This is a genomic window from Hahella sp. NS-SX17, assembly GCF_057367735.1.
In genome coordinates this window covers 6114659-6133850 of sequence record NZ_CM170632.1, presented here as the reverse complement: position 1 = coordinate 6133850, position 19192 = coordinate 6114659, and the positions used below count along the sequence as shown (strand labels likewise).

21 protein-coding genes are annotated in these 19192 nt (G+C 52.6%); 5 read left to right on the top strand and 16 right to left on the bottom strand.

Annotated elements, in window-relative coordinates; all coding sequences use genetic code 11:
• Window positions 1–66: 66 nt before the first annotated feature.
• Together AC2IBB_RS27380 and AC2IBB_RS27375 are read right to left on the bottom strand one after the other, a co-directional pair.
• Window positions 67–954, bottom strand: coding sequence for a response regulator (locus tag AC2IBB_RS27380; protein WP_486329865.1), 888 nt, complete (start codon window positions 952–954; stop codon window positions 67–69).
• 23 nt (window positions 955–977) lie between these two features.
• Window positions 978–3524: an ATP-binding protein gene (locus AC2IBB_RS27375; RefSeq protein WP_486329864.1), complete on the bottom strand. Its 2547-nt coding sequence runs from the start codon at window positions 3522–3524 to the stop codon at window positions 978–980.
• 385 nt (window positions 3525–3909) lie between these two features.
• Between AC2IBB_RS27375 and AC2IBB_RS27370 the strand changes: the two genes are divergently transcribed.
• Together AC2IBB_RS27370 and AC2IBB_RS27365 are read left to right on the top strand one after the other, a co-directional pair.
• Window positions 3910–6582 carry a glycosyl hydrolase family 18 protein gene (locus AC2IBB_RS27370; RefSeq protein ID WP_486329863.1) on the top strand — a complete coding sequence of 891 codons (2673 nt, stop codon included), beginning with the start codon at window positions 3910–3912 and terminating at the stop codon, window positions 6580–6582.
• 124 nt (window positions 6583–6706) lie between these two features.
• On the top strand, window positions 6707–7249 hold the full coding sequence (locus tag AC2IBB_RS27365) for a demethoxyubiquinone hydroxylase family protein (RefSeq protein WP_486329862.1): 543 nt from the start codon (window positions 6707–6709) through the stop codon (window positions 7247–7249).
• Window positions 7250–7486: 237 nt separating this feature from the next.
• On the opposite strand, the gene AC2IBB_RS27360 is transcribed toward AC2IBB_RS27365, so the two are convergent.
• The 5 genes from AC2IBB_RS27360 to AC2IBB_RS27340 form a co-directional block, all read right to left on the bottom strand.
• Window positions 7487–8092 (bottom strand): hypothetical protein, encoded by a 606-nt coding sequence (locus tag AC2IBB_RS27360; RefSeq protein WP_486329861.1) that lies wholly within the window; start codon window positions 8090–8092, stop codon window positions 7487–7489.
• Between the two features lie 18 nt (window positions 8093–8110).
• Complete coding sequence (locus AC2IBB_RS27355) at window positions 8111–8566, bottom strand: SMI1/KNR4 family protein (protein WP_486329860.1); 456 nt, start codon at window positions 8564–8566, stop codon at window positions 8111–8113.
• A gap of 3 nt (window positions 8567–8569) precedes the next feature.
• Window positions 8570–9793 carry a hypothetical protein gene (locus AC2IBB_RS27350; RefSeq protein ID WP_486329859.1) on the bottom strand — a complete coding sequence of 408 codons (1224 nt, stop codon included), beginning with the start codon at window positions 9791–9793 and terminating at the stop codon, window positions 8570–8572.
• Window positions 9790–10752, bottom strand: a complete 963-nt coding sequence (locus tag AC2IBB_RS27345; RefSeq protein WP_486329858.1) for a DUF4123 domain-containing protein — start codon at window positions 10750–10752, stop codon at window positions 9790–9792. Before AC2IBB_RS27345 ends, AC2IBB_RS27350 begins: the two co-directional genes overlap by 4 nt.
• Window positions 10753–10943: 191 nt before the next feature.
• Window positions 10944–11270, bottom strand: coding sequence for a hypothetical protein (locus AC2IBB_RS27340; protein ID WP_486329857.1), 327 nt, complete (start codon window positions 11268–11270; stop codon window positions 10944–10946).
• Between the two features lie 235 nt (window positions 11271–11505).
• Here AC2IBB_RS27340 and AC2IBB_RS27335 point away from each other — a divergent pair, with 235 nt between their 5' ends.
• Window positions 11506–12087 carry a PhnA domain-containing protein gene (locus AC2IBB_RS27335; protein WP_486329856.1) on the top strand — a complete coding sequence of 194 codons (582 nt, stop codon included), beginning with the start codon at window positions 11506–11508 and terminating at the stop codon, window positions 12085–12087.
• A gap of 94 nt (window positions 12088–12181) precedes the next feature.
• Here AC2IBB_RS27335 and pspC read toward each other — a convergent pair whose 3' ends face one another.
• From pspC to pspA, 3 genes are read right to left on the bottom strand one after another with little or no spacing between them, the layout of a single operon-like run.
• On the bottom strand, window positions 12182–12571 hold the full coding sequence (gene pspC / locus AC2IBB_RS27330) for an envelope stress response membrane protein PspC (RefSeq protein ID WP_486329855.1): 390 nt from the start codon (window positions 12569–12571) through the stop codon (window positions 12182–12184).
• 10 nt (window positions 12572–12581) lie between these two features.
• Complete coding sequence (gene pspB, locus AC2IBB_RS27325) at window positions 12582–12845, bottom strand: envelope stress response membrane protein PspB (RefSeq protein ID WP_011399173.1); 264 nt, start codon at window positions 12843–12845, stop codon at window positions 12582–12584.
• Window positions 12845–13522 (bottom strand): phage shock protein PspA, encoded by a 678-nt coding sequence (gene pspA / locus AC2IBB_RS27320; protein ID WP_486329854.1) that lies wholly within the window; start codon window positions 13520–13522, stop codon window positions 12845–12847. The genes pspB and pspA overlap by 1 nt, the downstream gene beginning before the upstream one ends.
• 228 nt (window positions 13523–13750) lie before the next feature.
• On the opposite strand from pspA, the gene pspF reads away from it, so the two are divergent.
• The gene (pspF, locus tag AC2IBB_RS27315; RefSeq protein ID WP_486329853.1) at window positions 13751–14803 is read left to right on the top strand and encodes a phage shock protein operon transcriptional activator; all 1053 of its coding nucleotides are present in this window, start codon (window positions 13751–13753) and stop codon (window positions 14801–14803) included.
• Here pspF and AC2IBB_RS27310 read toward each other — a convergent pair.
• From AC2IBB_RS27310 to AC2IBB_RS27290, 5 genes are all read right to left on the bottom strand, one after another.
• Entirely contained in the window at window positions 14767–15555 is a 789-nt protein-coding gene (locus AC2IBB_RS27310) for a substrate-binding periplasmic protein (protein WP_486329852.1), read from the bottom strand. The two genes, pspF and AC2IBB_RS27310, sit on opposite strands and share 37 nt — an antisense overlap.
• A gap of 92 nt (window positions 15556–15647) precedes the next feature.
• Window positions 15648–16142, bottom strand: a complete 495-nt coding sequence (locus tag AC2IBB_RS27305; RefSeq protein ID WP_486329851.1) for a DUF2165 family protein — start codon at window positions 16140–16142, stop codon at window positions 15648–15650.
• Between the two features lie 96 nt (window positions 16143–16238).
• On the bottom strand, window positions 16239–16949 hold the full coding sequence (locus AC2IBB_RS27300; RefSeq protein ID WP_486329850.1) for a DNA alkylation repair protein: 711 nt from the start codon (window positions 16947–16949) through the stop codon (window positions 16239–16241).
• Window positions 16950–16964: 15 nt separating this feature from the next.
• Window positions 16965–17447, bottom strand: coding sequence for a GNAT family N-acetyltransferase (locus AC2IBB_RS27295; RefSeq protein WP_486329849.1), 483 nt, complete (start codon window positions 17445–17447; stop codon window positions 16965–16967).
• A 49-nt stretch (window positions 17448–17496) separates the two neighbouring features.
• A complete protein-coding gene (locus tag AC2IBB_RS27290) occupies window positions 17497–17808 on the bottom strand; it encodes a cupin domain-containing protein (protein WP_486329848.1) in 312 nt (103 codons plus the stop codon).
• Window positions 17809–17942: 134 nt separating this feature from the next.
• On the opposite strand from AC2IBB_RS27290, the gene AC2IBB_RS27285 reads away from it, so the two are divergent.
• Window positions 17943–18497 (top strand): GNAT family N-acetyltransferase, encoded by a 555-nt coding sequence (locus AC2IBB_RS27285; protein WP_486329847.1) that lies wholly within the window; start codon window positions 17943–17945, stop codon window positions 18495–18497.
• On the opposite strand, the gene AC2IBB_RS27280 is transcribed toward AC2IBB_RS27285, so the two are convergent.
• Entirely contained in the window at window positions 18421–19104 is a 684-nt protein-coding gene (locus AC2IBB_RS27280) for a TetR/AcrR family transcriptional regulator (RefSeq protein WP_486329846.1), read from the bottom strand. The genes AC2IBB_RS27285 and AC2IBB_RS27280 overlap by 77 nt on opposite strands.
• Window positions 19105–19192 lie beyond the last annotated feature (88 nt).

Genomic DNA, 19192 nt, shown 5'->3' with positions numbered 1-19192 from the left:
TAGAAATCACGGAGTCGATTGATTTTTTTCCTGTGAACTCTGGCCAATGCTGTTTTGTATGAACGTTTATAAGAGCACTCTACAGACGACCCGGTTGCCGTCTCCTTCATAAGTCAGTTCATCGAAGCTCAAAAGGTTGGCCATGGCGATGCCGCGGCCGTGGTTGTCCGTGGCGCGCTCCACACTGATTTGCAGGTATTCCCGCCAATTAAATCCGGGGCCTTCGTCCGTGATGGTGACGGTGATGGCCATCTCAGACTTTTCAAAGTCCACCTGCACGCGTTTGTCCTTGTTTTCCGGCAGTTTCTGGCGGCGTTGCACTTCGTCCATCCACTCGCCGCGTAAGTTGAGGTCGGTTTTTTCGTCGTAGGTGATGCCGAGATTGCCGTGCTCTACTGCGTTCACCAGCAGCTCGGACAGGCCGGTAACCACTTTAGGGGGAAAGGGGAACAGGTCCGCCAGCAGGGTCGACGCCTGTTCGGCTTCTTCCACCGTAGAAAAGCTCAGGGTGATATGACGCGCCATGTTGCGCAGGGTTTTGTTTTTACCCAGTTCCAGCAACAGTTTGCGGGACTCTTTACCAAACTCTAGCGCCGCCTTGATGATCGATATCAGCACTTCTTCTTCGTAAGGTTTGGTGAGGTAGTAGTAGGCGCCGGCTTCTATGCCTTCCCGGACTTGGCTGGACTCCGCCGCAGCGGTTTGCATGACCACGGGGATGTCTTTGCCGGTGGCGTGCTCTTTGAGCTGTTTCAGGAAGGCGATGCCGTCCATTTTCGGCATCATTCGATCAAGCAGGATCAGGTCCACTTTGAAAAGATGGCGCTCCAGCGTCGCCCAGCCTTCCACGCCGTCGCCAGCGGTGATCAACTCGAAGCCGGTGTCCGCGAGATAGGCGCGGATCAGCCTCAGGTTGCGTTCATCGTCGTCTATTGCAAGTATTTGTTCGTGCATACTGACGGTTCTTATCCTTGCTTTCAGGTGGGCGAGGGCGCCGCTTCCGGAATCAGCGCGATGAAATCGGCGCCGCCCTGTTCATGATTGCGGGCGTATATGAGCCCGCGATGCGCTTTGACGATCTCGCGACATATCGCCAGACCGAGCCCGGTTCCGCCTGCGCCTGTGTCTGTACTACTGCTTTGTACGAATTTGTCGAAGATGGTTTCCAGTTCCGCCTCAGGAATGCCGGCGCCCTGGTCGGAGACGCTAAAGGCGAACACTGGTTCGTCTGTGTCTATTAAGGATAACTCTAGCAGCAATATGTTGTTTTGCGATCCATGGGGGAGTGGCGTCAGCCCCACAACTTTTCTTTGCAACTCCCCAACATCCGCTAATTTCCAACACGGCCTTTCCAGCGCTCCTGCTTGCCGGGCCAGCTTCGCCAGCTTTTCCGCCTTGCGTTGGCTGAGTCCGCCTGCGCGGGGCCAGTTGCAAGCGTAGGCTTGGCCAGCGCCTGACGGGGGGCAGGCGCCTTCCAGGTGGGTGGGAGCAATCACGTCGCCTTCCTGAACCAAATAGATGGCTGAATGGCTTTCATCCCAGGGCAGCTCCAGATTCAGCCGTCTCAGCGTTTCCGTCAGGCAGCTTTCTTCCTGGAGCGGCCAATAGGGGAATTCCGCTGAGACGCCAGGCTCATTCGGGCAAGGGGCGGGAGAAGTGAAGAGTTCAACGAGCCTGTCCGGCTGCTGCAGCAGTGAGGCGGTCTTCTCGTTTAACCGCTCCAGCGTCAACCCATGCAGCCCGAGCAGCTCATATATATCCGGCGTGCGATGGGCGATGCGGAGGGTGATTGCGCCTTGTTGCGGGGAAAACTTGATCGCGTTGCTGAGCAGGTTGCGCAAGACCTGGGTCATTTTGGCGCCATCGCAAACGACAAAGGGAGAGTCCAGTGAATCTTCGATCTGTATCTGCAGCGCCTTTTTTTCCCATAGCGGGCGAAGTTCCTTCAAGAGCTTATCCCGTATTGAGAGGATATCCACGGAGGTGAAAGTGTAAGTCATGCGGCCGGATTCCAGTTTGGCGAGATCCAGCAGGTTATTCAGCAGCTCCAACAGGCCCTCGGCGCTGGTTTTGACTTCGCTGAGGTGTTCGTAAACCAGTTCGTCCGAATTTTTCACCCGCTTCAGACACAGGCTGGTGAAGCCGAGAATGGCGTGCACCGGGGTGCGCAGCTCGTGGGACATGTTGGCCAGAAACTGGGACTTTACCCGGTTGGCGCGCACGGCTTTTTCCTTCTCGATGGTCAATTCCCGGGTTTGTCGCTCCAGTTGTTGCGCGTATTCTCGCAACTGCTCGTCAGCCCGTTGCTTTTCCGTAATATCCTCCAGTATCCCGAGTAGCGTTTCCGGCTCGCCTTTGTCATCGAAGATGGGCACTTTAGTGGTGTGCGCCAGCCAGGTGCCGCGAGATGTCGTGATGGGCTCCACTTCCACATTCACCACCTCACCGGACTGCATGACTTGTTGATCAATGCTGCGGAAAAAATCCACTTCTTCCTTGTTGGGGAAAATGTCGTAGTCAGTCTTGCCGATGATATCGTCGCGGTTCGCTTCAAACAGCTTTTCCGCCTGGCTGTTCCATATCAAAAAGCGGTAGTTGTTTTTGACGTCCTTGGCGAAAACCGCGACGGGGATGTGGTCGATAATGCTGGCCAGCATGTCCTTTTGCACGCGGGTCTGTCGCTCGGCCTCGCGCCGATTCTCCACTTCGCTTTCCGCTACATTTTTAGCTCCCGCCAGCAATTGATTGGCCTGCTGTAAACGCTGCAGGAGGTTATGTAGCGTGCGTATAAACAGCCCCAGGTCGTCGTCGCGATCTTTTTCCGGCAGATTGATGAACTGGGGCTGATCCTGCATGGCGCGAAGATGCCGCGTTACCCGACGGAATGGACGGATGATGGTGTGAGTTAATCGGAAGCCTGAGCCGAGGCAGGTAATGAGTAATATGGCGACGCTAAGGATAGTGACGCTTTCGATAAAACGCAGTCTTTCCTCAATGGTTTGGGAGGAGCGATGCACGTACTGATCGGCAAGTTCTTGCTGACGGTGCAACAGATTAATGGCGTTATCGCGCAGAGGGGATATTTTTTCATGGAGAATATTCATGGCGGCGCCCGGCGACGCAGATTCCATGTATTGAAACATCTGTTCCCCTAGTAAGGCGATTTCCCGCAGATGTCCGTTCAGCTCATCATCGATGGCGGCGGTGCTTTCCATGATCGCCCGTGAAGGCGAACTATTTATCAGTTCTGACAGGTTTCTATAGCTTTGGGAAAAGCGCGTTTGCGCTGCGCGGTGGGCTTCTGGCGCAGGCTCCAAAGGCAGGCGCTCCAAGATGGCGTAGAGCCGTACGAAGCCCAGGCCCACCTGATCGATGTGTTTGAACAGCAGTCTGTCCTGCTCGATGATTTTTCTCGACATGTCACTGACGAAATGCAACTGCCAGTGCTGGAACAGCGTGGCCCCCAGCGCGACCATTGTTATCAGCAACAGTGCGGAAAGTATTCGATTGGAAGTTTTGCGCATGCAGGCGTCGCCGGAATTCCTTTACGTTATGACTGTCTTCCCAGAACCTTATTGTTATTAACATGTTAATAATCAGGCGCATGGATGCGTCTGCGCGGCTAGCCGCGGAAGACAGGTCCTGACATGCGCAGACCCTGTCGCAGCAGACAAATAGAAGAAGTCTATTTTTCTGCCTGATTAATAAATAGTTACGCGAGAAATATCAAACAAGTGTAGTTCATACCCAGAGGCTCTGCGGCGCGCCTTGCAGCCTCGATAAGCGTAAACAAGCCATCACCCAAATAGCATAGAAAAAATCATAACTCCGGATGATACCAATGGGTTGCCCAATGTATAACCATTGGCGTACCAATGAGGCGAGAATAGTCAATGGAAGGGTGATAAGATGAATCCACTTAAGAGAACAGGTATGCTCTCGCTGGCGCTGACGACCGGGTTGATGGCCGGTCAAGCGCTGGCGGAGTTCAAGGTGGTGGGATATTTCCCCACCTGGCAGGGGGATGTGAACAGCATTCCTTATGACAAAGTCACTCATATCAATTATTCCTTTGTGCTTCCCACCGCCAGTGGCGGCTTACAACCGCTTGAAGGCGGTACGCAGCGTTTGAGCGCCCTGGTGCAGCAGGCGCACGCCGCCGGGGTGAAAGTACAGATCGCTGTCGGCGGTTGGAACGATGGCGACGACTCCGCCTTCGCGGCTTTGTCGGCAAACAGCGGAACCCGCGCTGCGTTTATCCAGAATCTCATGAGCATGGTGGACCAATACAGTCTGGATGGCGTCGATCTGGACTGGGAGTACCCCGAAGCGGGCGCGGAAGCGAATAATTTCAAGGTGCTGATGCGGGAGCTTGGCGAGGCGTTACACGCGAAAGGCAAAATACTGACTGCCGCCGTCACCGCCACAGATTTTCCCGGCAGCGTAGACGCTGACGTAATCAGAAGCGTCGATTTTCTGAATTTGATGGTGTACGACCTGGGCTACCCGCACTCCACTTATGAGCATGCTCAGAGTGCGTTAAGTCACTGGAAATTCAACGAAGGACTGCCCCAGGAGAAAGCCGTCCTTGGCGTTCCTTTCTATTCCCATAAAGACTGGGTGGCCTACAAGGACGTGATCGCCCGCTACGGCACTTCCGCAGCCCAGCGCGATGACGCCGGCGGCCTGGATTACAACGGCCAGCCTACCATTCGCGCCAAAGCGGAGCTGGCTCTGGCGGAGGCTGGGGGCGTCATGTTCTGGGAGATTTCCCAGGATACCCATGACGACACGTCCTTGATGAAAACTATATGGGATGTGGTAAGCGGTTCCACCGATCCAACCGATCCAACCGATCCAACCGATCCAACCGATCCAACCGATCCAACCGATCCAACCGATCCAACCGATCCGACTGACCCGACTGACCCGACTGACCCGACTGACCCGACTGACCCAGGCGCCTGCGATGTTACCGTCTGGAGCGCATCTGCGGTATACACCCAGGGCATGAAAGTGAGCTATGAAGGTAAGATTTATGAGGCGAAATGGTGGACTCAGGGCGAGACGCCTTCTCAGTCCGGCCAATGGGGCGTCTGGAAAGACATTGGCGCCTGCGATGATGACGGTGGCGCGCCGACCGATCCCACCGACCCCACCGACCCCGGTGGTCCCACAGACCCGACTGATCCAACGGACCCCACCGACCCGGGTGGCCCTACTGATCCGACTGATCCAACAGACCCGTCCAGTTGCGCAGTGTGGCGGGAGGGTGTGACCTATCAGGCTGGGGATGTAGCGTCATACAGCGGGTCCGTGTACACCGCGCTGGTGACTCACACCGCGCATGTGGGCGCCAATTGGAACCCGGCTTCTACGCCAACCTTATGGGAGCAAAAAGGCGAATGCGATGACGGGGGAAACGATCCGGGAGACGGCGACGGGGATAATCCCGGCGACGGTGATGGGGATACCCCGGGGGACGGCGATGGTGATAACCCGGGAGATGGCGATGGAGACAATCCTGACGATGGCGGCCCAGGTCCTGTCAGCGGGTTGCCCAAACACGCCCTGATCGGTTATCTGCATGCGAGCTTCGCCAATGGTTCAGGCTACGTGCGTATGGCCGACGTTTCCAATGACTGGGATGTGATAAACCTGTCATTCGCAGAACCAACGTCCCCAACCTCTGGTGAGGTGGAGTTCCATTTGTGTCCCGTATCCGAGTGCGCCAATGTGGAGTCTGAAGCGGAGTTCAAAGCCGCGATTCGCGCCAAACAGGCCAAGGGCAAAAAAGTGCTGATTTCCATCGGCGGCGCCAACGGGCAGGTGCAGTTAACCAGCACGGAAGCGAAAGACGCGTTTGTGAGTTCCGTGTCGGCGATTATCGATAAATACGGTCTGGACGGTCTGGACATCGACTTTGAAGGACACTCGCTGTATCTGGACTCCGGCGACAATGATTTCCGTAATCCGACCACGCCGGTTATCGTCAACCTGATCGCCGCCCTGAAAGAGCTTAAGGCCAAGTATGGCGCAGGCTTCGTGCTGACCATGGCGCCGGAGACCTTCTTTGTGCAGAACGGCTATAGCTTCTATGGCAGTGGTCAATGGGGCGGCGCCGATCCTCGGTGTGGCGCGTATCTGCCGGTAATCTACGCGATGCGTAACGACCTGACGCTGCTGCATGTGCAGGATTACAACTCAGGACCTATAGTCGGACTGGACGACCAGTACCACACCATGGGCACGGCGGATTTCCATGTGGCGATGACCGATATGTTATTGGCGGGCTTCCCGGTGCAGAAAGACCCCAACATGATGTTTCCTGCGCTTAAGCAGAGCCAGATCGCGATTGGTCTTCCGGCCAGCGTTAACGCCGGCGGCGGCTTTACTTCCGTGCAAGATGTGCAAACCGCGCTGGACTGCCTGATGAAGAAAGAGAACTGCGGAACTTATCAGCCTAAAGGCGTGTATCCCAATATGCGGGGACTGATGACCTGGTCTATCAATTGGGACAAGTTCAACAATTACGAGTTCTCCAAGAGCCATAAGGCGTACTTCGAGCAATTTGGTCTGTAACCGTCAGCACTGTGTAGATCAATACAACTCCAAAGGCGCCTGAACGGCGCCTTTGCTTGTTTAATATCCAGACTGCGGATATCGTATGCGGCTCAGTAGTCGTAATCAGAAGTAGCTGCCAATCATGGACCTCACCTCCGTCGCAGACGGGTCTAAAAATACACCGGGTAAAATTCTTCAGGTTAACCACGCCGGCGAATTCGGCGCCATCAACATCTATCGCGCGCAGATTGCCGTCGCACGTTTCACTGGCGCCAAGCATCTGGGGCTTCTGGAAGAATTTTTAGTCCATGAAAAAGAGCATCACCGCATTTTTGGCGCCGAACTCAAACGTCGGGGCATTCGTCGCTGTTCCAGTCTTTGGCTGTGTGGCGTAGGCGGTTTTGTGCTGGGACTGATCTCCGGTCTGCTGGGCAAAAATTCAGTGCTGGCCTGCACCGCGGCAGTGGAAACCGTGGTTCTGAAACACTTACGCGAGCAACTTCAGGCGCTGGAAAAACTGGGCGACCAAGCCGCCTATGACGCCGTAGCCAAGATCGTAAAAGATGAAGAAGAACACCAACAGGCTGGAATGGAAGCTAATCAGGACTGCATCTTCTATCGACCCTACTACAACATGATCAGCCAATGCACGGAAGCCGTAATCTGGATGGGAATGCGCCTCTAAATCACAAAAGCGCTTTACGTTACTTGGTTTGAATTCGGTCCGCCTTTAATAGGATTTTATGAGCGACAAATATACAAGAAGACAAGTTATCTCCGCGCTGAAAACACCCATTATGTGTAGAAGTTCAGATCAGACCTGAACTTCTACAGTTTATAATATCGCTGGGCGCTGCGCCAATTAGCTCATCTGCGGTAGCTAACTCATTTTCGATAATTGCTATTTTAAATTCGCCTGGGGTCATGTTGGCTTTATTAACCCCCTTTTATCAATTTGGCCCAAATATCCTGGCGCATCTATATCCATTATTTTTGCTTGTTCTTTTGTCAGTCTGGTTAAGAAGTTGTTAAGTCGAGGCGCATTCATTGATGAAAGAGCATGGTTGTCTTTTATTTCGCCAGATGTTTTTGAAAAATAAATATCTACGTTTAGGGACACAAGTAAACGTAAGGGTGAGCTTCTATCTGTCTCATCTTCTAACTGAAACCAGAGCGTAACTCCTCCTTTTAACCAGTTTTCAATGCCATCATTGCCTATTAGGCTTAAATCCAAGTCTGCCTCTACCTCTAAAATGTCGTGGTAATTGAGCAGGAAGTTTTCCAGTGATTCTTCACTGGCATCAGGCTTAAACTGCGCAGCATCCTCTCCTACAGAGCTTGTCGTAATCGACAGATTTCCCAGTTTGGCAAAGTCGCCAAGAGAACTGAGTATGCTTGAGACAGATGTTCTAAGGAGAGTTTGCTTATCTAAATCACTGCTTATAAATCCAGGGTGCATTACCTCTAGATCCCAGCATGCTAGCCCTATTTTGTAACGCCAAGTATTTGTTGGTAAGTTGAGTTGCATTAGATTTAGGCTATCCTGCTATGTCCTTACACCAGAAATCGATAGCAGGAAGTTTGATAGATAGACATCTTCTTTGTATGTATGGTTGTCCCATATTGATAAAAAGTATACAGCAGGGTCGTTACCATCGCTCATTTTGAAATACCAGAATTGCTCGCCGGAGTATTCGCCAATAAGAAATGCGTCGCTTTCTAGCGTCACAGGGGATTTTGCTTCTGAGTTAGCTTCGTCAAATACATCTTTGAGTTCTAATAAGTCAGGGTACAGATCAATGGAAACTTCCTTGAAATAGCTGGATGGCTCCTTTCCGCAAGTTATAAGGAATTCTTTATAAATTTGTGGAAGTTTTCCGCAAGCATATTCTTCTAGTTTATGAATTTCTTTTTCATCTAAGCCGGCATATTCTCTTATTAAATGCTTGTTTATCAGTTTTTCCAAATTATCATTGAGCTGCTTTTTGAAGCTGGTAGTCATTTTTTACTCCGTGAAAAGGCGTTTCACATCTGGCGTTTTTGCAGTGTGGCCAGAGGTTAATATTTCAGTAACTTTATGTGCGCCGCCATTTGTTTTGTTAAAGTTGCTTACCGCACTTTCGCACTGCTGGCATACTTCTAACTCGGATAATATTCTGATTTTTGATGAATCGAATTTGTTTTTCTCTATTATGTTTAATAAAGATTCCAGGCCAATTCTTTCTGAATCATTTATTCTGTCTTGAACTCGAACACCTCTTGGGTCTTCAATATACGTGAAAAAACCTTCTTTGTTGTTGTAGTTGTTGAGTCCATCAAGTAACTTTCTCTGCTCTATTGGGACTACGTCTATTCCGCTTTGAATAACAACATTTCCTTTATAGCCATTGCCAAAGTCAAAATCTATTAGTGCTAGGTTTGCCCTGCTTGATTTTGCAGAGTTTAGGCCATTTTCCTTTCTTAACTTCTTAAAAAATTCTATCAGTTTTCCCGAATCCTTACTTTTAAAAACATCATCGACTAACTTGTGGTCGACGTTTTTAATTTTTGTGGACTGCTGTGGGAAAAAGCTATAAATTTTTTTATCAATATCATTTGCAATATTATTGCTTTTGGCTGCCGAGTTATCTTCAAGTTCGATTGTGCTTTTAGGTTTGCCCTTAGCCTTCCATACCTCAAAACTATCTTCCCCACCATTTGCTACCCACATTCTGTAATTTACGTCATCCTGAGGGTCGACGGGGAAGATTTTTCCGTTTTCATCCGCTGTCCCGACTATCACTCCATCTTGCGACCATATTTCGCCATCTGGGTAGACTTTGTACCGAGTGGCGATTCCGTAAGCGTCAGTGCCAATCAATGTAAAGTCGTCTTCATTATAGGCGTATGATATGTCTCCTTCACTCCATTCCTGAGTGAAGACGGAATTGTCTGTAATCAAAACGCCTGCGACTACTCCTGCTGTCGTACTGACTACCCTACCAAAGGCGCTAGCGATCCCTCTGAGAGATGTTGCCCATCTTGGGTCGTTAGCTGGAATTTTGCCAAACCCCTCAAGATGTGATGGTAATGGCGTGCGAGTTGGCGTCAGCTCCATCGGTGGGGGGTAGGAAATTTTGGGAATGGCAGTGGAGGCATTACTTAATTTGCACTGCTGTACTCCACTGTCAATCTCATTTGGACTTTGTCTCTCTTCTGCAATTATTGCTTCAAGGTCTTTGACGCTCATAATGACAGCGCCTCTTCTTGTAAGGGGAGACTGCGGCAAAAGCGATATAGCGCTTCAACTTGGGAACTCTTAGAGCCTAGCTCCCAATTGTCAATAAAGCGCTTTCTGATCCACGAATGTTTAGGGTTAGAGAGAAAGTCCCAGCCGAAAGTTATGCAAGCACTTATGTAGTAGTAGGCTTCATGGCGTGCTTTCAAGCCTAATATGTTCATCTGTTGTAAAGCCATTTCAATACGTTGTTGTAACGTATTCAGGTCATAAAATTGCAGGCGTTGGGGATAACAGTCTTTAAAGTCTGTTGCAAGTTTACATATGAACTTTCGTCGTGGAATTTCAGCTAGGCGCTCGTATTGGTATTGGCTAATTTTCAGATAGATATCGTTGTTGCTAGCGGAATGTGCTGATGAGAGAGTTATGTCTGTTTTCTCAACCGAAGCGCCATCAAGGCTTCGTCTTGTTTGACGTAGGTTTTTGAAGTTGCGCTGGTAGCACAATGAATAAGCATCGTCTCTATCTTCCAGCCAGAATGATCCGATATCCCCTATTATCCTTTCTAACTGCTCTTGATCGCAGATTGGCAAGAATTCACGGAGGATGTTAGGGGAGTAATAACGAAACAACCACTTTTCATTATTCGGCCCGAGCACCCGGTTGAGTTTTCTAAAGTGATGGGCTAAGGCTCGGATTGGTTTATAGCTAGCAATGAATATACCCCAGTTTCTTCCCCAGCCTTTATGGAAATACCATTGTGTGAATGTATTTGCGCCAAGTTCGATCAAGTGGGGTGATGCTGCACGTAATGTGCTTCCGACATCGCGAAAGAGACACATGCTATCGTTATCGCTACGTAGAATTGCTTGATAAATTGAGTCGTCTATAGCGCAGTCCGCCAGTGAATAATAGTGACGATAACCAGGACAACTACGTTGCAACTGCTGAAAGCGAGGGATTTCTTTCATTAACACTTCTCCGACGTCTAATCCTAAGCTGAGGAGGAACTGGTACGCGTTTGGTTTGTAAGTGTTACAAACTGAAATAAAGCAACTTAAATTGTAAGTCTGGTGGCGACGGGACTGAATCGGTTATAAGGGCTAAGTCATTTGAAGTAGGAGGCGGGGGCGGCTAAGCGAATCTTGCAAGTGAGAAAGCCTCAAGCATCAGGATCATAATAAAAATAAGGGTCGCTGTTTTCGTCAACGATGCACTCATATAAGCCTTGTGAGTAACGCTCCAGGTGCAGGTCTTCTTCTTTTTCACTTGTTGTTTCCAGGAAAGCGTTCCAGTGTTTTTGGTGCTTGGCGTGACAGGCGTCGAACTGGGCTTCCACGGCTGTGATGCAGGCGGGGTCGTCTTCGCCGCAGGTATCTATCAGGTGTGATTTCTGCAGCTTTTCTCCAGCCAAACCGATCAGATTGTCGCAACCGGTCAGCAGCAGGCTGGCGAGTATTGTTGCGACGGCTGTGTGTTGTGGGCGCATGTTTTATCCTCCTGTTGCGGGTCAGATCCTTGGGCGGCCTTGTTAGACGGGGCATTATAGGGATGCTTTTAGTGCAGGAAAGCTTTTTGACCGATTTTGACCGCGTTTATTGATCTGCATTGCGTTTATCCTTACTAAATCGATGTCAAAATGCGCTTTCAATCTGCTATCTTTGCGCCCCTTGTCGGCGCTTGGCGCTGGTCCCGGATTTAAATTCAGATGTGAGTGATAAGGTATGAGTACAGAACAGACATTGCATGCGCGCAGCGAATCAAAATGCGAACTTTGCGGCGCAACGGATAATCTCGGGATCTATGAAGTGCCGCCTGCGTCCGATGGTTCCGCTGAGAAATGTATTCTGGCGTGTGCGGTGTGTCAGGGGCAGATGGATGAATCGGACACGCTGGAAGTTAATCACTGGCGTTGCCTGAACGACAGCATGTGGAGTCAGGTTCCCGCTGTGCAGGTAATGGCCTGGCGTATGCTAAAGCGTTTGAGCGCGGAGCCTTGGGCTCAGGATTTGAGCGACATGCTGTATCTGGACGATGATACGCTGGCGTGGGCGAAGGCGACGGGTGAGGGCGAAGCAAAGGAAGAGGCGGTGTGTCACCGGGACAGCAATGGCGCTGTGCTGGAAGCGGGAGATACGGTCACTTTGATCAAAGACCTGGACGTGAAAGGCGCTAATTTCACCGCCAAGCGCGGCACTGCCGTACGCGGCGTCTCACTGGTGGCGGATAATCCTGAGCATATCGAAGGTCGGGTTAACGGTCAGCAGATCGTAATTCTTACCAAGTACGTGAAGAAATCCAAATAAGTTGGCGCATAGAAAAACGGGGCGTCCACTGCGCCCCGTTGGTTCTTTCCAGACTTCATGAGTCCTTCTTTGCTTCCGTATTACCGCCACCGCGTTAAAGGTTCTTGAACTCTTTGTTGACGTTAAAGCGGTTGGATGTCACATAACGCTCCATCGACTGCAAACGCATCTCCAGCGCACGCATACGTTCCTTCAGCTGACGGGCGCGATCAGAAGCGCTTTCGCCGTAATCAAACAGCGGACGTCCATGGCTTGGCGCATAGCTGTTACGTGGGCGCTTCGCCAGTAATACGACGCCGGCGATGTAAAGCAGAACGCCGAGGCTGCCGCTGAAAATAAAGACCGAGAGCATCACGATGCGCGCCAGCCATACTGGCTGTCCGTAACTCTCCGCCAGGCCGGCGCAGACGCCGGCGATCCAGCCTGCGTCGGGGTCTCGATACAGATTACGGTTGTAGCCGTTTTGCTTGTTGGCTTCGTTCATGGCGTACTCCTTAATGGTGCTGCGGACGGTCGTGACGGTTGTCGTAGGTGCGCCAGCCGCCATGATCCGCATCTAAAATCGTTTCCAGCGCGTTGATACGCTGCTCCAGGCGCTCAGCCGTTCTTAACGCGCTTTCCAGCAGGTCGCGTTCGTCTTCGGACAGGCTGCGGCGTATCTTGCTCTTGGTCCGGTAATGCAGGATCAGCCAGATCGGGGCGACCAGACTGAGGAAGATTACCGTCGGCACGAAAAAGAAAACCATGATGGATGACATTAGCTTTTACTCCCGCTATTGGCGTTCATGCGCTCTTTCAAATCCGCCAGCGCCTGCTCCACCTTATCGTTACGCTCCAGCTCGGAAAACTCATCCATCAGAGAGCCGGTGCGGCCGAGATCATAGGATTCAACCTGCGCTTCCATATCATCCATTTTACGCTCGTAGGCTTCAAACTTGTTGAAGGCTTCTTCAAGTTTGTCGCGATTACTGGAGCGACGGATATCCATGCGGGAGCGGGCTGTCTGCTCGCGCACCACCAGGGATTTTTGCTTGGCTTTGGCGTCGTCCAGCTTCTGCTGCAGTTGGGCGATCTCTTCGTGCAGCACTTCGAGCTGTTCCTCGATCGCCTTCAACTCTTTGCCGGCGATCTGCAGATTTTCTTCAATGGCGCTTTTTTCCGCCAGAGCGGCGCGGGCGAGGTCTTCGCGGTTTTTACTCAGAGCCAGACGGGCTTTGCCTTCCCAGTTTTCGGACTCCTGACGCAGGTAATCCATGCGCCGTTCTAATTCTTTGCGATCAGCGATGACTCGGGCGGAGGTGGTGCGCACTTCGATCAGCGTTTCCTCCATTTCCTGAATCATCATGCGAATCATTTTGGCGGGATCTTCCGCGCGATCGAGCAGGGCGGTCAGGTTTGCATTAATGATGTCGCCGAAACGAGAGAAAATACCCATAAATCTATCTCCTTTGCTGTGTCGCCTGCGCACTCTCTATAAGCGCGTCTTGGCTTTTGAGGTCGGTTGTAACGTTGCTTAAGCTATAGCGAGACTTGTGCCAACCTCTGTAAGTTGCTGAAAATAATTGTTTTATTCGATTTTTGGGCGATTCTTTCGCATTTATTAGTTGTCTTTTGTGACTTATAAAGCTTATTTTTGGCTTTATTGGCTAATAAATGGTTTTTTATGGACAGTCGACGACAAACTCTGATAGGCAGTTCGGAAGAGCTGCATCGCGTGCTGCAGCAGGTGTCTCAGGTGGCGCCGCTGAACCGGCCGGTATTGATTATCGGCGAGCGAGGAACGGGGAAGGAATTGATTGCGGAGCGTCTGCATTATCTCTCTTCCCGCTGGGAGCAGCCTTATCTGCAAGTGAATTGCGCCGCGATGAGCGAAACGCTGTTGGAGTCTGAACTGTTCGGCCATGAAGCGGGCGCCTTCACGGGGGCTACGCGGGGCAGGGCGGGTTTATTCGAAAGGGCGGATGGCGGCACGCTGTTTTTGGATGAATTGGCGACTGCTTCCATGCAAGTGCAGGAAAAACTGCTGCGGGTGATTGAGTACGGCCGTTTCGAGCGCCTCGGCGGCAACAAGACGTTACAGGTGGATGTCAGGGTAGTCGCCGCCACTAATGCGGACTTGCCCGCCATGGCGGCGGACGGTCGCTTTCGCGGCGACTTATTGGACCGGCTCGCCTTCGATGTGATCAGTCTGCCGCCGCTCCGTTATCGCAAAGACGACATTCGCGAGCTGGCGGAGCACTTCGCGCTGAAGATGAGTATTGAGCTGGGATATGACTGGTTCGCCGGCTTCGCCCCTGAAGCCATGAATCAATTGATGAAACATCACTGGCCCGGCAATGTGCGCGAGCTGAAAAATGTCGTTGAACGCAGCGTTTATCGACATGGCGCCCAGGAACAAATGCTGAGGGAAGTCGTGATTGATCCTTTTGAGAGCCCTTGGCGGCCGTCAGCGACGGAGTCCGTCGAACAGACGTCTCGGTCGGCGGAGTCAAAAGCCGTGCAGCCTGAGCGAGAAACCATAGAGGAGACTGAGAACCTGGATTTGCGCACCCGTCTGGCGCAGTTCGAGCAGCGCTTGATTGCAGAAGCGCTTGTGGCCAACCAGTTTCACCAGAAACGAGCGGCGGAGGCGCTGGGCCTGACCTACCACCAACTGCGCGCCGCGTTACGCAAGTATCCTCAATTGCTGGGAGGGGGGGAAGAGTCTGAGTCCTGAGCGGTGTTGAACAGTCTGGGGTCGTCGCCGAAGTATTTTTTTCGCAGGCTATCGAATACCCCTGATGTTTTGAGCTGCTCCAGCGCATCGTTCCATTCCTGCACTTTGACGTTAGGAGACGATTTGCTGGCGGCTATCCATAGGGGCAGCGTCTGTAATGGTCGCCCGTATTGCAGGTTCTGTGAATACTCTCCTTGCTTCCAGCCCAATATGGCCTCAGGTTTGGCGGTATAGATGGCTTTGACCTGATCGTCGGCCAAAGCCCTATAAAGCTGCTTGCCGGTCAGCGCGATATAGGGCACGTCCTCAGCTTTGAGCATCTCTTCCTGTGGCGTGCCGATAATGACGCCAATCCCCCGCATTTCCCGCGCGGTGTGAAAGTCGTTGATAGGCGCACGGCCTTCTTTGGTGATAAACATCACGGGCACATCAAAGACTTTGCAGATCCAGGTATAGTTGGGCTCTCTCTCCTGGGTGCGGCTGAGAGGGAAAATGACGGCGTTGGGCGTTTTAATGGCCATATACTGGGCCCGGTTCCAAGGCAGGAAGTTAGCGCTGACTTTCAACTTCATCAGCTTGTTCATTTCTCCCACCACTTCCATCAGAAAGCCGGGTGATTGCGTTGAGTTACTGGTGTAGATGGGTTCGTCTTCGAGGTAGAAGACAACCTCATGATCTGCAGTTGCGGTGAAACTCAGTAGCAAAAGCAGGAGCAGCGTCAGAAAACGCGGGCGTTGCTTAGGTGGTGACATGCTTGGGTCCCAATAAAAATGTGTGCTCAGCGCTCGCCGAAACCCTGCTCAAGGTATAGCAAAGAAAGGGGAGCGCTGCAAAATCCGCAGACTCAAGACTGTGTGTTTGTGTCCGGCATATTGAGGTAAATCATCGTGACGCCAAGAATGACCGTGAAGCGGAACGCGCCTTGTTGCCCATTCCAGATCTTGGACTGCCACATCAAAAACCATTCCCCGCCAACAGCGATAAAGCCAGTGAACCAAAGGATCACACCCAGGGTCAGGCCAACAATGGCCAGTCCTTTGGCTTGATTGAAGCGCTCGGCGTCTTGCGCGCTTTTGAGCAGACGGTAGCCGCCTATCCAGCACAGAATCGCCACCAAAGATTCTGTTGCAATGATCAGGGCGTATGCGCCATGGTGAATCACGGGAGAAGTCAGCGCGCGCCACATGCCCTGATTGTCCGGGAAGGTGGTGTCCATGCTTAATACGTGGGAGACGAAGGCGAAGTTGGAGCCGTAATCCGTCAGGTTGTTGAAAGCCACCAGGGTGGCGAATAGCGCGGCGGCCCACACTAGGGCGATTTTGGAATATCGTGTGTACATACTGTTCCTTAGTCGTTACTTCTTGTTGCAACCTGCGGCTTCCGGGCATGGCGCGCCGGATGTCGCTGAGTCGCTTGGTGCGCTTAACGTCTGGGGTTAGCGCAACCCCTGGAGATACTGCTTTCTTTCCTCCTTTGGATATTTCTCAATGGCGTAGCGCAACATGGTGCGGGGCATGGCGCGATAATGTTTGAGCAGGAACGCTTCTTCTGTTCGCCTATCCCGGTTGCCCACTTCCCTCAGCATCCAGCCCACGGCTTTCTGGATCAGGTCCTCGCTATCCTGTAGCAGGATTTCTGCGAGTCGCAGAATATCCGTGAAATCGCGGCGGGTGATGTAGTGGTAAGTGGCCAGCACGGCGATGCGTCGTTCCCACAAGTCGGGTGACGCCGCCAGCGTATAGAGCGGGCGGCGGTCTTTATCTTCAAGATAGGGTCCGACGATAAAGCGGGCCGAGCCGTCCACCAAATCCCAGTTGTTGATGAGCCGGGTGTTGGACAGGTAGGCCTCGTATACCGCCTGCTTTTGTTCCCGCCCCCCTTTCTGAAATTGCTTCACCAGCAGCAATAAGGCGAGCATGCGCTCTTCATGATAGGGCGACTGTAGTGACAGCAGTGTTTCCGGCAAACTGACGCCGCGAAACTCGGACGCCAGTTTGCGTAAGGTTGGCATGCGGATGCCCAGGAACTGGTCGCCAGCGCCATACTCACCCGGCCCGGTTTTGAAAAAGCGTTGGGAGTGCGCGGCAATTGTCTCATTGCCGAGGCTTTGCAGGCGTGCGCGGATTGCGGTGGCGTCAAGTTGCATGGGCGTCTTCTCTGTTTAGCCGTTGGCGAAGTCGGTCAAAGCGTCGCCGGTCAGACGATAAGTCACCCATTCATCCATGGGACTGGCGCCGATGGATTTATAAAAGTTGATGGCGGGCTCGTTCCAGTCCAGTACGCTCCATTCAAAGCGGCCGCATCCTTTGGCGACGGCGATTTTTGCGATATGCCGCAGCAGCGCTTTGCCTGCGCCGCCCCCGCGGCATTCAGGAGATATGTACAGGTCTTCCAGGTAGACGCCGTGTTTGCCAAGCCAGGTGGAATAGTTGAAGAAGTAAACCGCATAACCCACGGGTTCGCCATCTACTGAGCAAATCAGGGCGTGGGTGGTGGAGTCGGGACCGAACAGAGAGCGCTGAATCTCTTCCACGTTAGTCTTTACTTCGTGCTCCGCTTTTTCATAGATCGCCAGCTCGGTGATGAATCTAAGGATGAGTGCGGCGTCGTCCGCGGTGGCGGTCCTGATGCTGATATCCGTCATGTATTCCTCTAGCTATGTGTGGTTTTATCCATGGGAAAGGGAGGGCGGCTTACACGGAGCCCTCTTTTTCTATGACCAGAATTCTGGCGGCTCCGATGGGATGTGCGACATGTTCTGTTCCGGCTGCGGCGTAGAATATGTCGCCGCATTGCAGCGTGGCGATTTTAACCTCTCCCTGCTCCTTGTAATGCATGTCCACGGTTCCGTCCAATACGGCGAAAACCTCTTCGCCATCATTAACATGCCATTTGTACGGCTGATCCGTCCAGTGCAGGCGGCAGGTGACGCCACTCATGTTGGCGATGTCGAGCGCGCCCCAGGGGCGGTCCGCGGTGAACTCTTTGCTGCGGATGACTTTCATGGCGTATCGGGTCCTGTGTATGCTTGAGCGCGGACAGTATATGGGAGACAGAGTCACATGTGCAGGCCCTGTCGTTGCAGACAAACAGATAGAAGGAAGCTATTTGTCTGCCTGATTCACAGTAAGGACATGTCATGGAATGCAGATTATTGGCCAGGGATGACCTGGACCCTTTGTTTGACTTCGAGATGCGCAACCGGGACTGGTTCGAAGCCTATATTGAACCCCGGCCCGATGGCTTCTACAGCAGGGAGGGCGTGGCCGGTCATATCGAAGATTATCTGCGAGGGTGGGAGCAGGGCCGACAGCTTCCCATACTGGTGTGGGCGCACGACGCCTCAATCCCTGGAAGTCAGGTAGTCGCGGGGCGGGCCAATCTACGAAGTATTTGTCACGAAAGCGGCGACGCCTGGGTCGGCTACCGGGTGGCGCAGGCTTATTGTGGGAGAGGACTGGCCACTGGCGCCGTGCGGTATCTGATGGATGAGGCTTATCGCCGGCTGGGGTTGCGCCGCCTGTTTGCCTCCGTCTCTGTCGCCAACCCATCCTCCTCCAAAGTGCTGGAAAAATGCGGCTTCCGGCGGACGGGGCTGATTTCGGAAGCGGCGACTCTCAAGCATCAAACGCTGGATTGTTACGAGTATCAGCACTGCCGCGATTGGCGGACATCCCAGCGATCCCCTGCATGAACTGCCTCACTACGCTGTCCAGGTGCGCGTCGACTTCTTCCTGCGGCAGCGAGACGCCGAGCAGAGCGCGCCAGAACAGGTCCCCCCGTAGCAGCGCCATGAAGTGGCGCCCAGCGCGCCCGGCGTCGGTGTGTGGAATCTCGCCTTTCTGCATGCGCTTGTCGAGAAAGTTTCCAATCGCGTTCTCCGCGACAGCGGGGCCGGACTGATAAAAGGCCGCCCCCAGTTCCGGATCTGCTTGAATCTCCGCCAGAATCATGCGGATGGCCGCCAGATTATGCGGGCATAGCAGAAAGGTGAGAAAACGTTCCGCGATGATGCGCAGGGCAGGCTCCAGGCGGCGTTCGTCGGTCTGCAGATCGCTCAGTTCCTGAATGAATCTGGCGCTGGCGCTCGACACTACCGCCTGAAACAACACTGACTTGCTCTTGAAGTGATTGTACAGCGTCGCCTTGGAAACCCCGGCTTCTTTCGCCACCCGGTCCATGGAGGCGCGGGCGTATCCGCTTTGGTGAAAAACGTTCTTGGCGGCTTCAAGAATATGCTCGGTGCGTTGTGGGTTAAGTGCCATGGTGGTCGTTAAATTGCCTTTGTGCTTATCCGTCATATCAGAGTAGAATGCAAAAACTGAACTGTACGGTTCAGTTTTTTGAGTTGCAATCTACCTGATTTTAACCTGACGGCGGCTGAAAATC

What these genes read in the sequence shown, in the direction of transcription:
- AC2IBB_RS27370 (WP_486329863.1), top strand. Translation starts at nt 3,910, where the DNA reads ATGAATCCACTTAAGAGAACAGGTATGCTCTCGCTGGCGCTGACGACC.
- AC2IBB_RS27295 (WP_486329849.1), bottom strand. Translation starts at nt 17,447, where the DNA reads ATGACGGATATCAGCATCAGGACCGCCACCGCGGACGACGCCGCACTC.
- AC2IBB_RS27360 (WP_486329861.1), bottom strand. Translation starts at nt 8,092, where the DNA reads ATGCAACTCAACTTACCAACAAATACTTGGCGTTACAAAATAGGGCTA.
- AC2IBB_RS27365 (WP_486329862.1), top strand. Translation starts at nt 6,707, where the DNA reads ATGGACCTCACCTCCGTCGCAGACGGGTCTAAAAATACACCGGGTAAA.
- AC2IBB_RS27290 (WP_486329848.1), bottom strand. Translation starts at nt 17,808, where the DNA reads ATGAAAGTCATCCGCAGCAAAGAGTTCACCGCGGACCGCCCCTGGGGC.
- AC2IBB_RS27280 (WP_486329846.1), bottom strand. Translation starts at nt 19,104, where the DNA reads ATGACGGATAAGCACAAAGGCAATTTAACGACCACCATGGCACTTAAC.
- AC2IBB_RS27285 (WP_486329847.1), top strand. Translation starts at nt 17,943, where the DNA reads ATGGAATGCAGATTATTGGCCAGGGATGACCTGGACCCTTTGTTTGAC.
- AC2IBB_RS27310 (WP_486329852.1), bottom strand. Translation starts at nt 15,555, where the DNA reads ATGTCACCACCTAAGCAACGCCCGCGTTTTCTGACGCTGCTCCTGCTT.
- pspA (WP_486329854.1), bottom strand. Translation starts at nt 13,522, where the DNA reads ATGGGTATTTTCTCTCGTTTCGGCGACATCATTAATGCAAACCTGACC.
- pspB (WP_011399173.1), bottom strand. Translation starts at nt 12,845, where the DNA reads ATGTCATCCATCATGGTTTTCTTTTTCGTGCCGACGGTAATCTTCCTC.
- AC2IBB_RS27345 (WP_486329858.1), bottom strand. Translation starts at nt 10,752, where the DNA reads ATGAAAGAAATCCCTCGCTTTCAGCAGTTGCAACGTAGTTGTCCTGGT.
- AC2IBB_RS27380 (WP_486329865.1), bottom strand. Translation starts at nt 954, where the DNA reads ATGCACGAACAAATACTTGCAATAGACGACGATGAACGCAACCTGAGG.
- AC2IBB_RS27355 (WP_486329860.1), bottom strand. Translation starts at nt 8,566, where the DNA reads ATGACTACCAGCTTCAAAAAGCAGCTCAATGATAATTTGGAAAAACTG.
- pspC (WP_486329855.1), bottom strand. Translation starts at nt 12,571, where the DNA reads ATGAACGAAGCCAACAAGCAAAACGGCTACAACCGTAATCTGTATCGA.
- AC2IBB_RS27300 (WP_486329850.1), bottom strand. Translation starts at nt 16,949, where the DNA reads ATGCAACTTGACGCCACCGCAATCCGCGCACGCCTGCAAAGCCTCGGC.
- AC2IBB_RS27350 (WP_486329859.1), bottom strand. Translation starts at nt 9,793, where the DNA reads ATGAGCGTCAAAGACCTTGAAGCAATAATTGCAGAAGAGAGACAAAGT.
- AC2IBB_RS27305 (WP_486329851.1), bottom strand. Translation starts at nt 16,142, where the DNA reads ATGTACACACGATATTCCAAAATCGCCCTAGTGTGGGCCGCCGCGCTA.
- AC2IBB_RS27375 (WP_486329864.1), bottom strand. Translation starts at nt 3,524, where the DNA reads ATGCGCAAAACTTCCAATCGAATACTTTCCGCACTGTTGCTGATAACA.
- AC2IBB_RS27335 (WP_486329856.1), top strand. Translation starts at nt 11,506, where the DNA reads ATGAGTACAGAACAGACATTGCATGCGCGCAGCGAATCAAAATGCGAA.
- AC2IBB_RS27340 (WP_486329857.1), bottom strand. Translation starts at nt 11,270, where the DNA reads ATGCGCCCACAACACACAGCCGTCGCAACAATACTCGCCAGCCTGCTG.
- pspF (WP_486329853.1), top strand. Translation starts at nt 13,751, where the DNA reads ATGGACAGTCGACGACAAACTCTGATAGGCAGTTCGGAAGAGCTGCAT.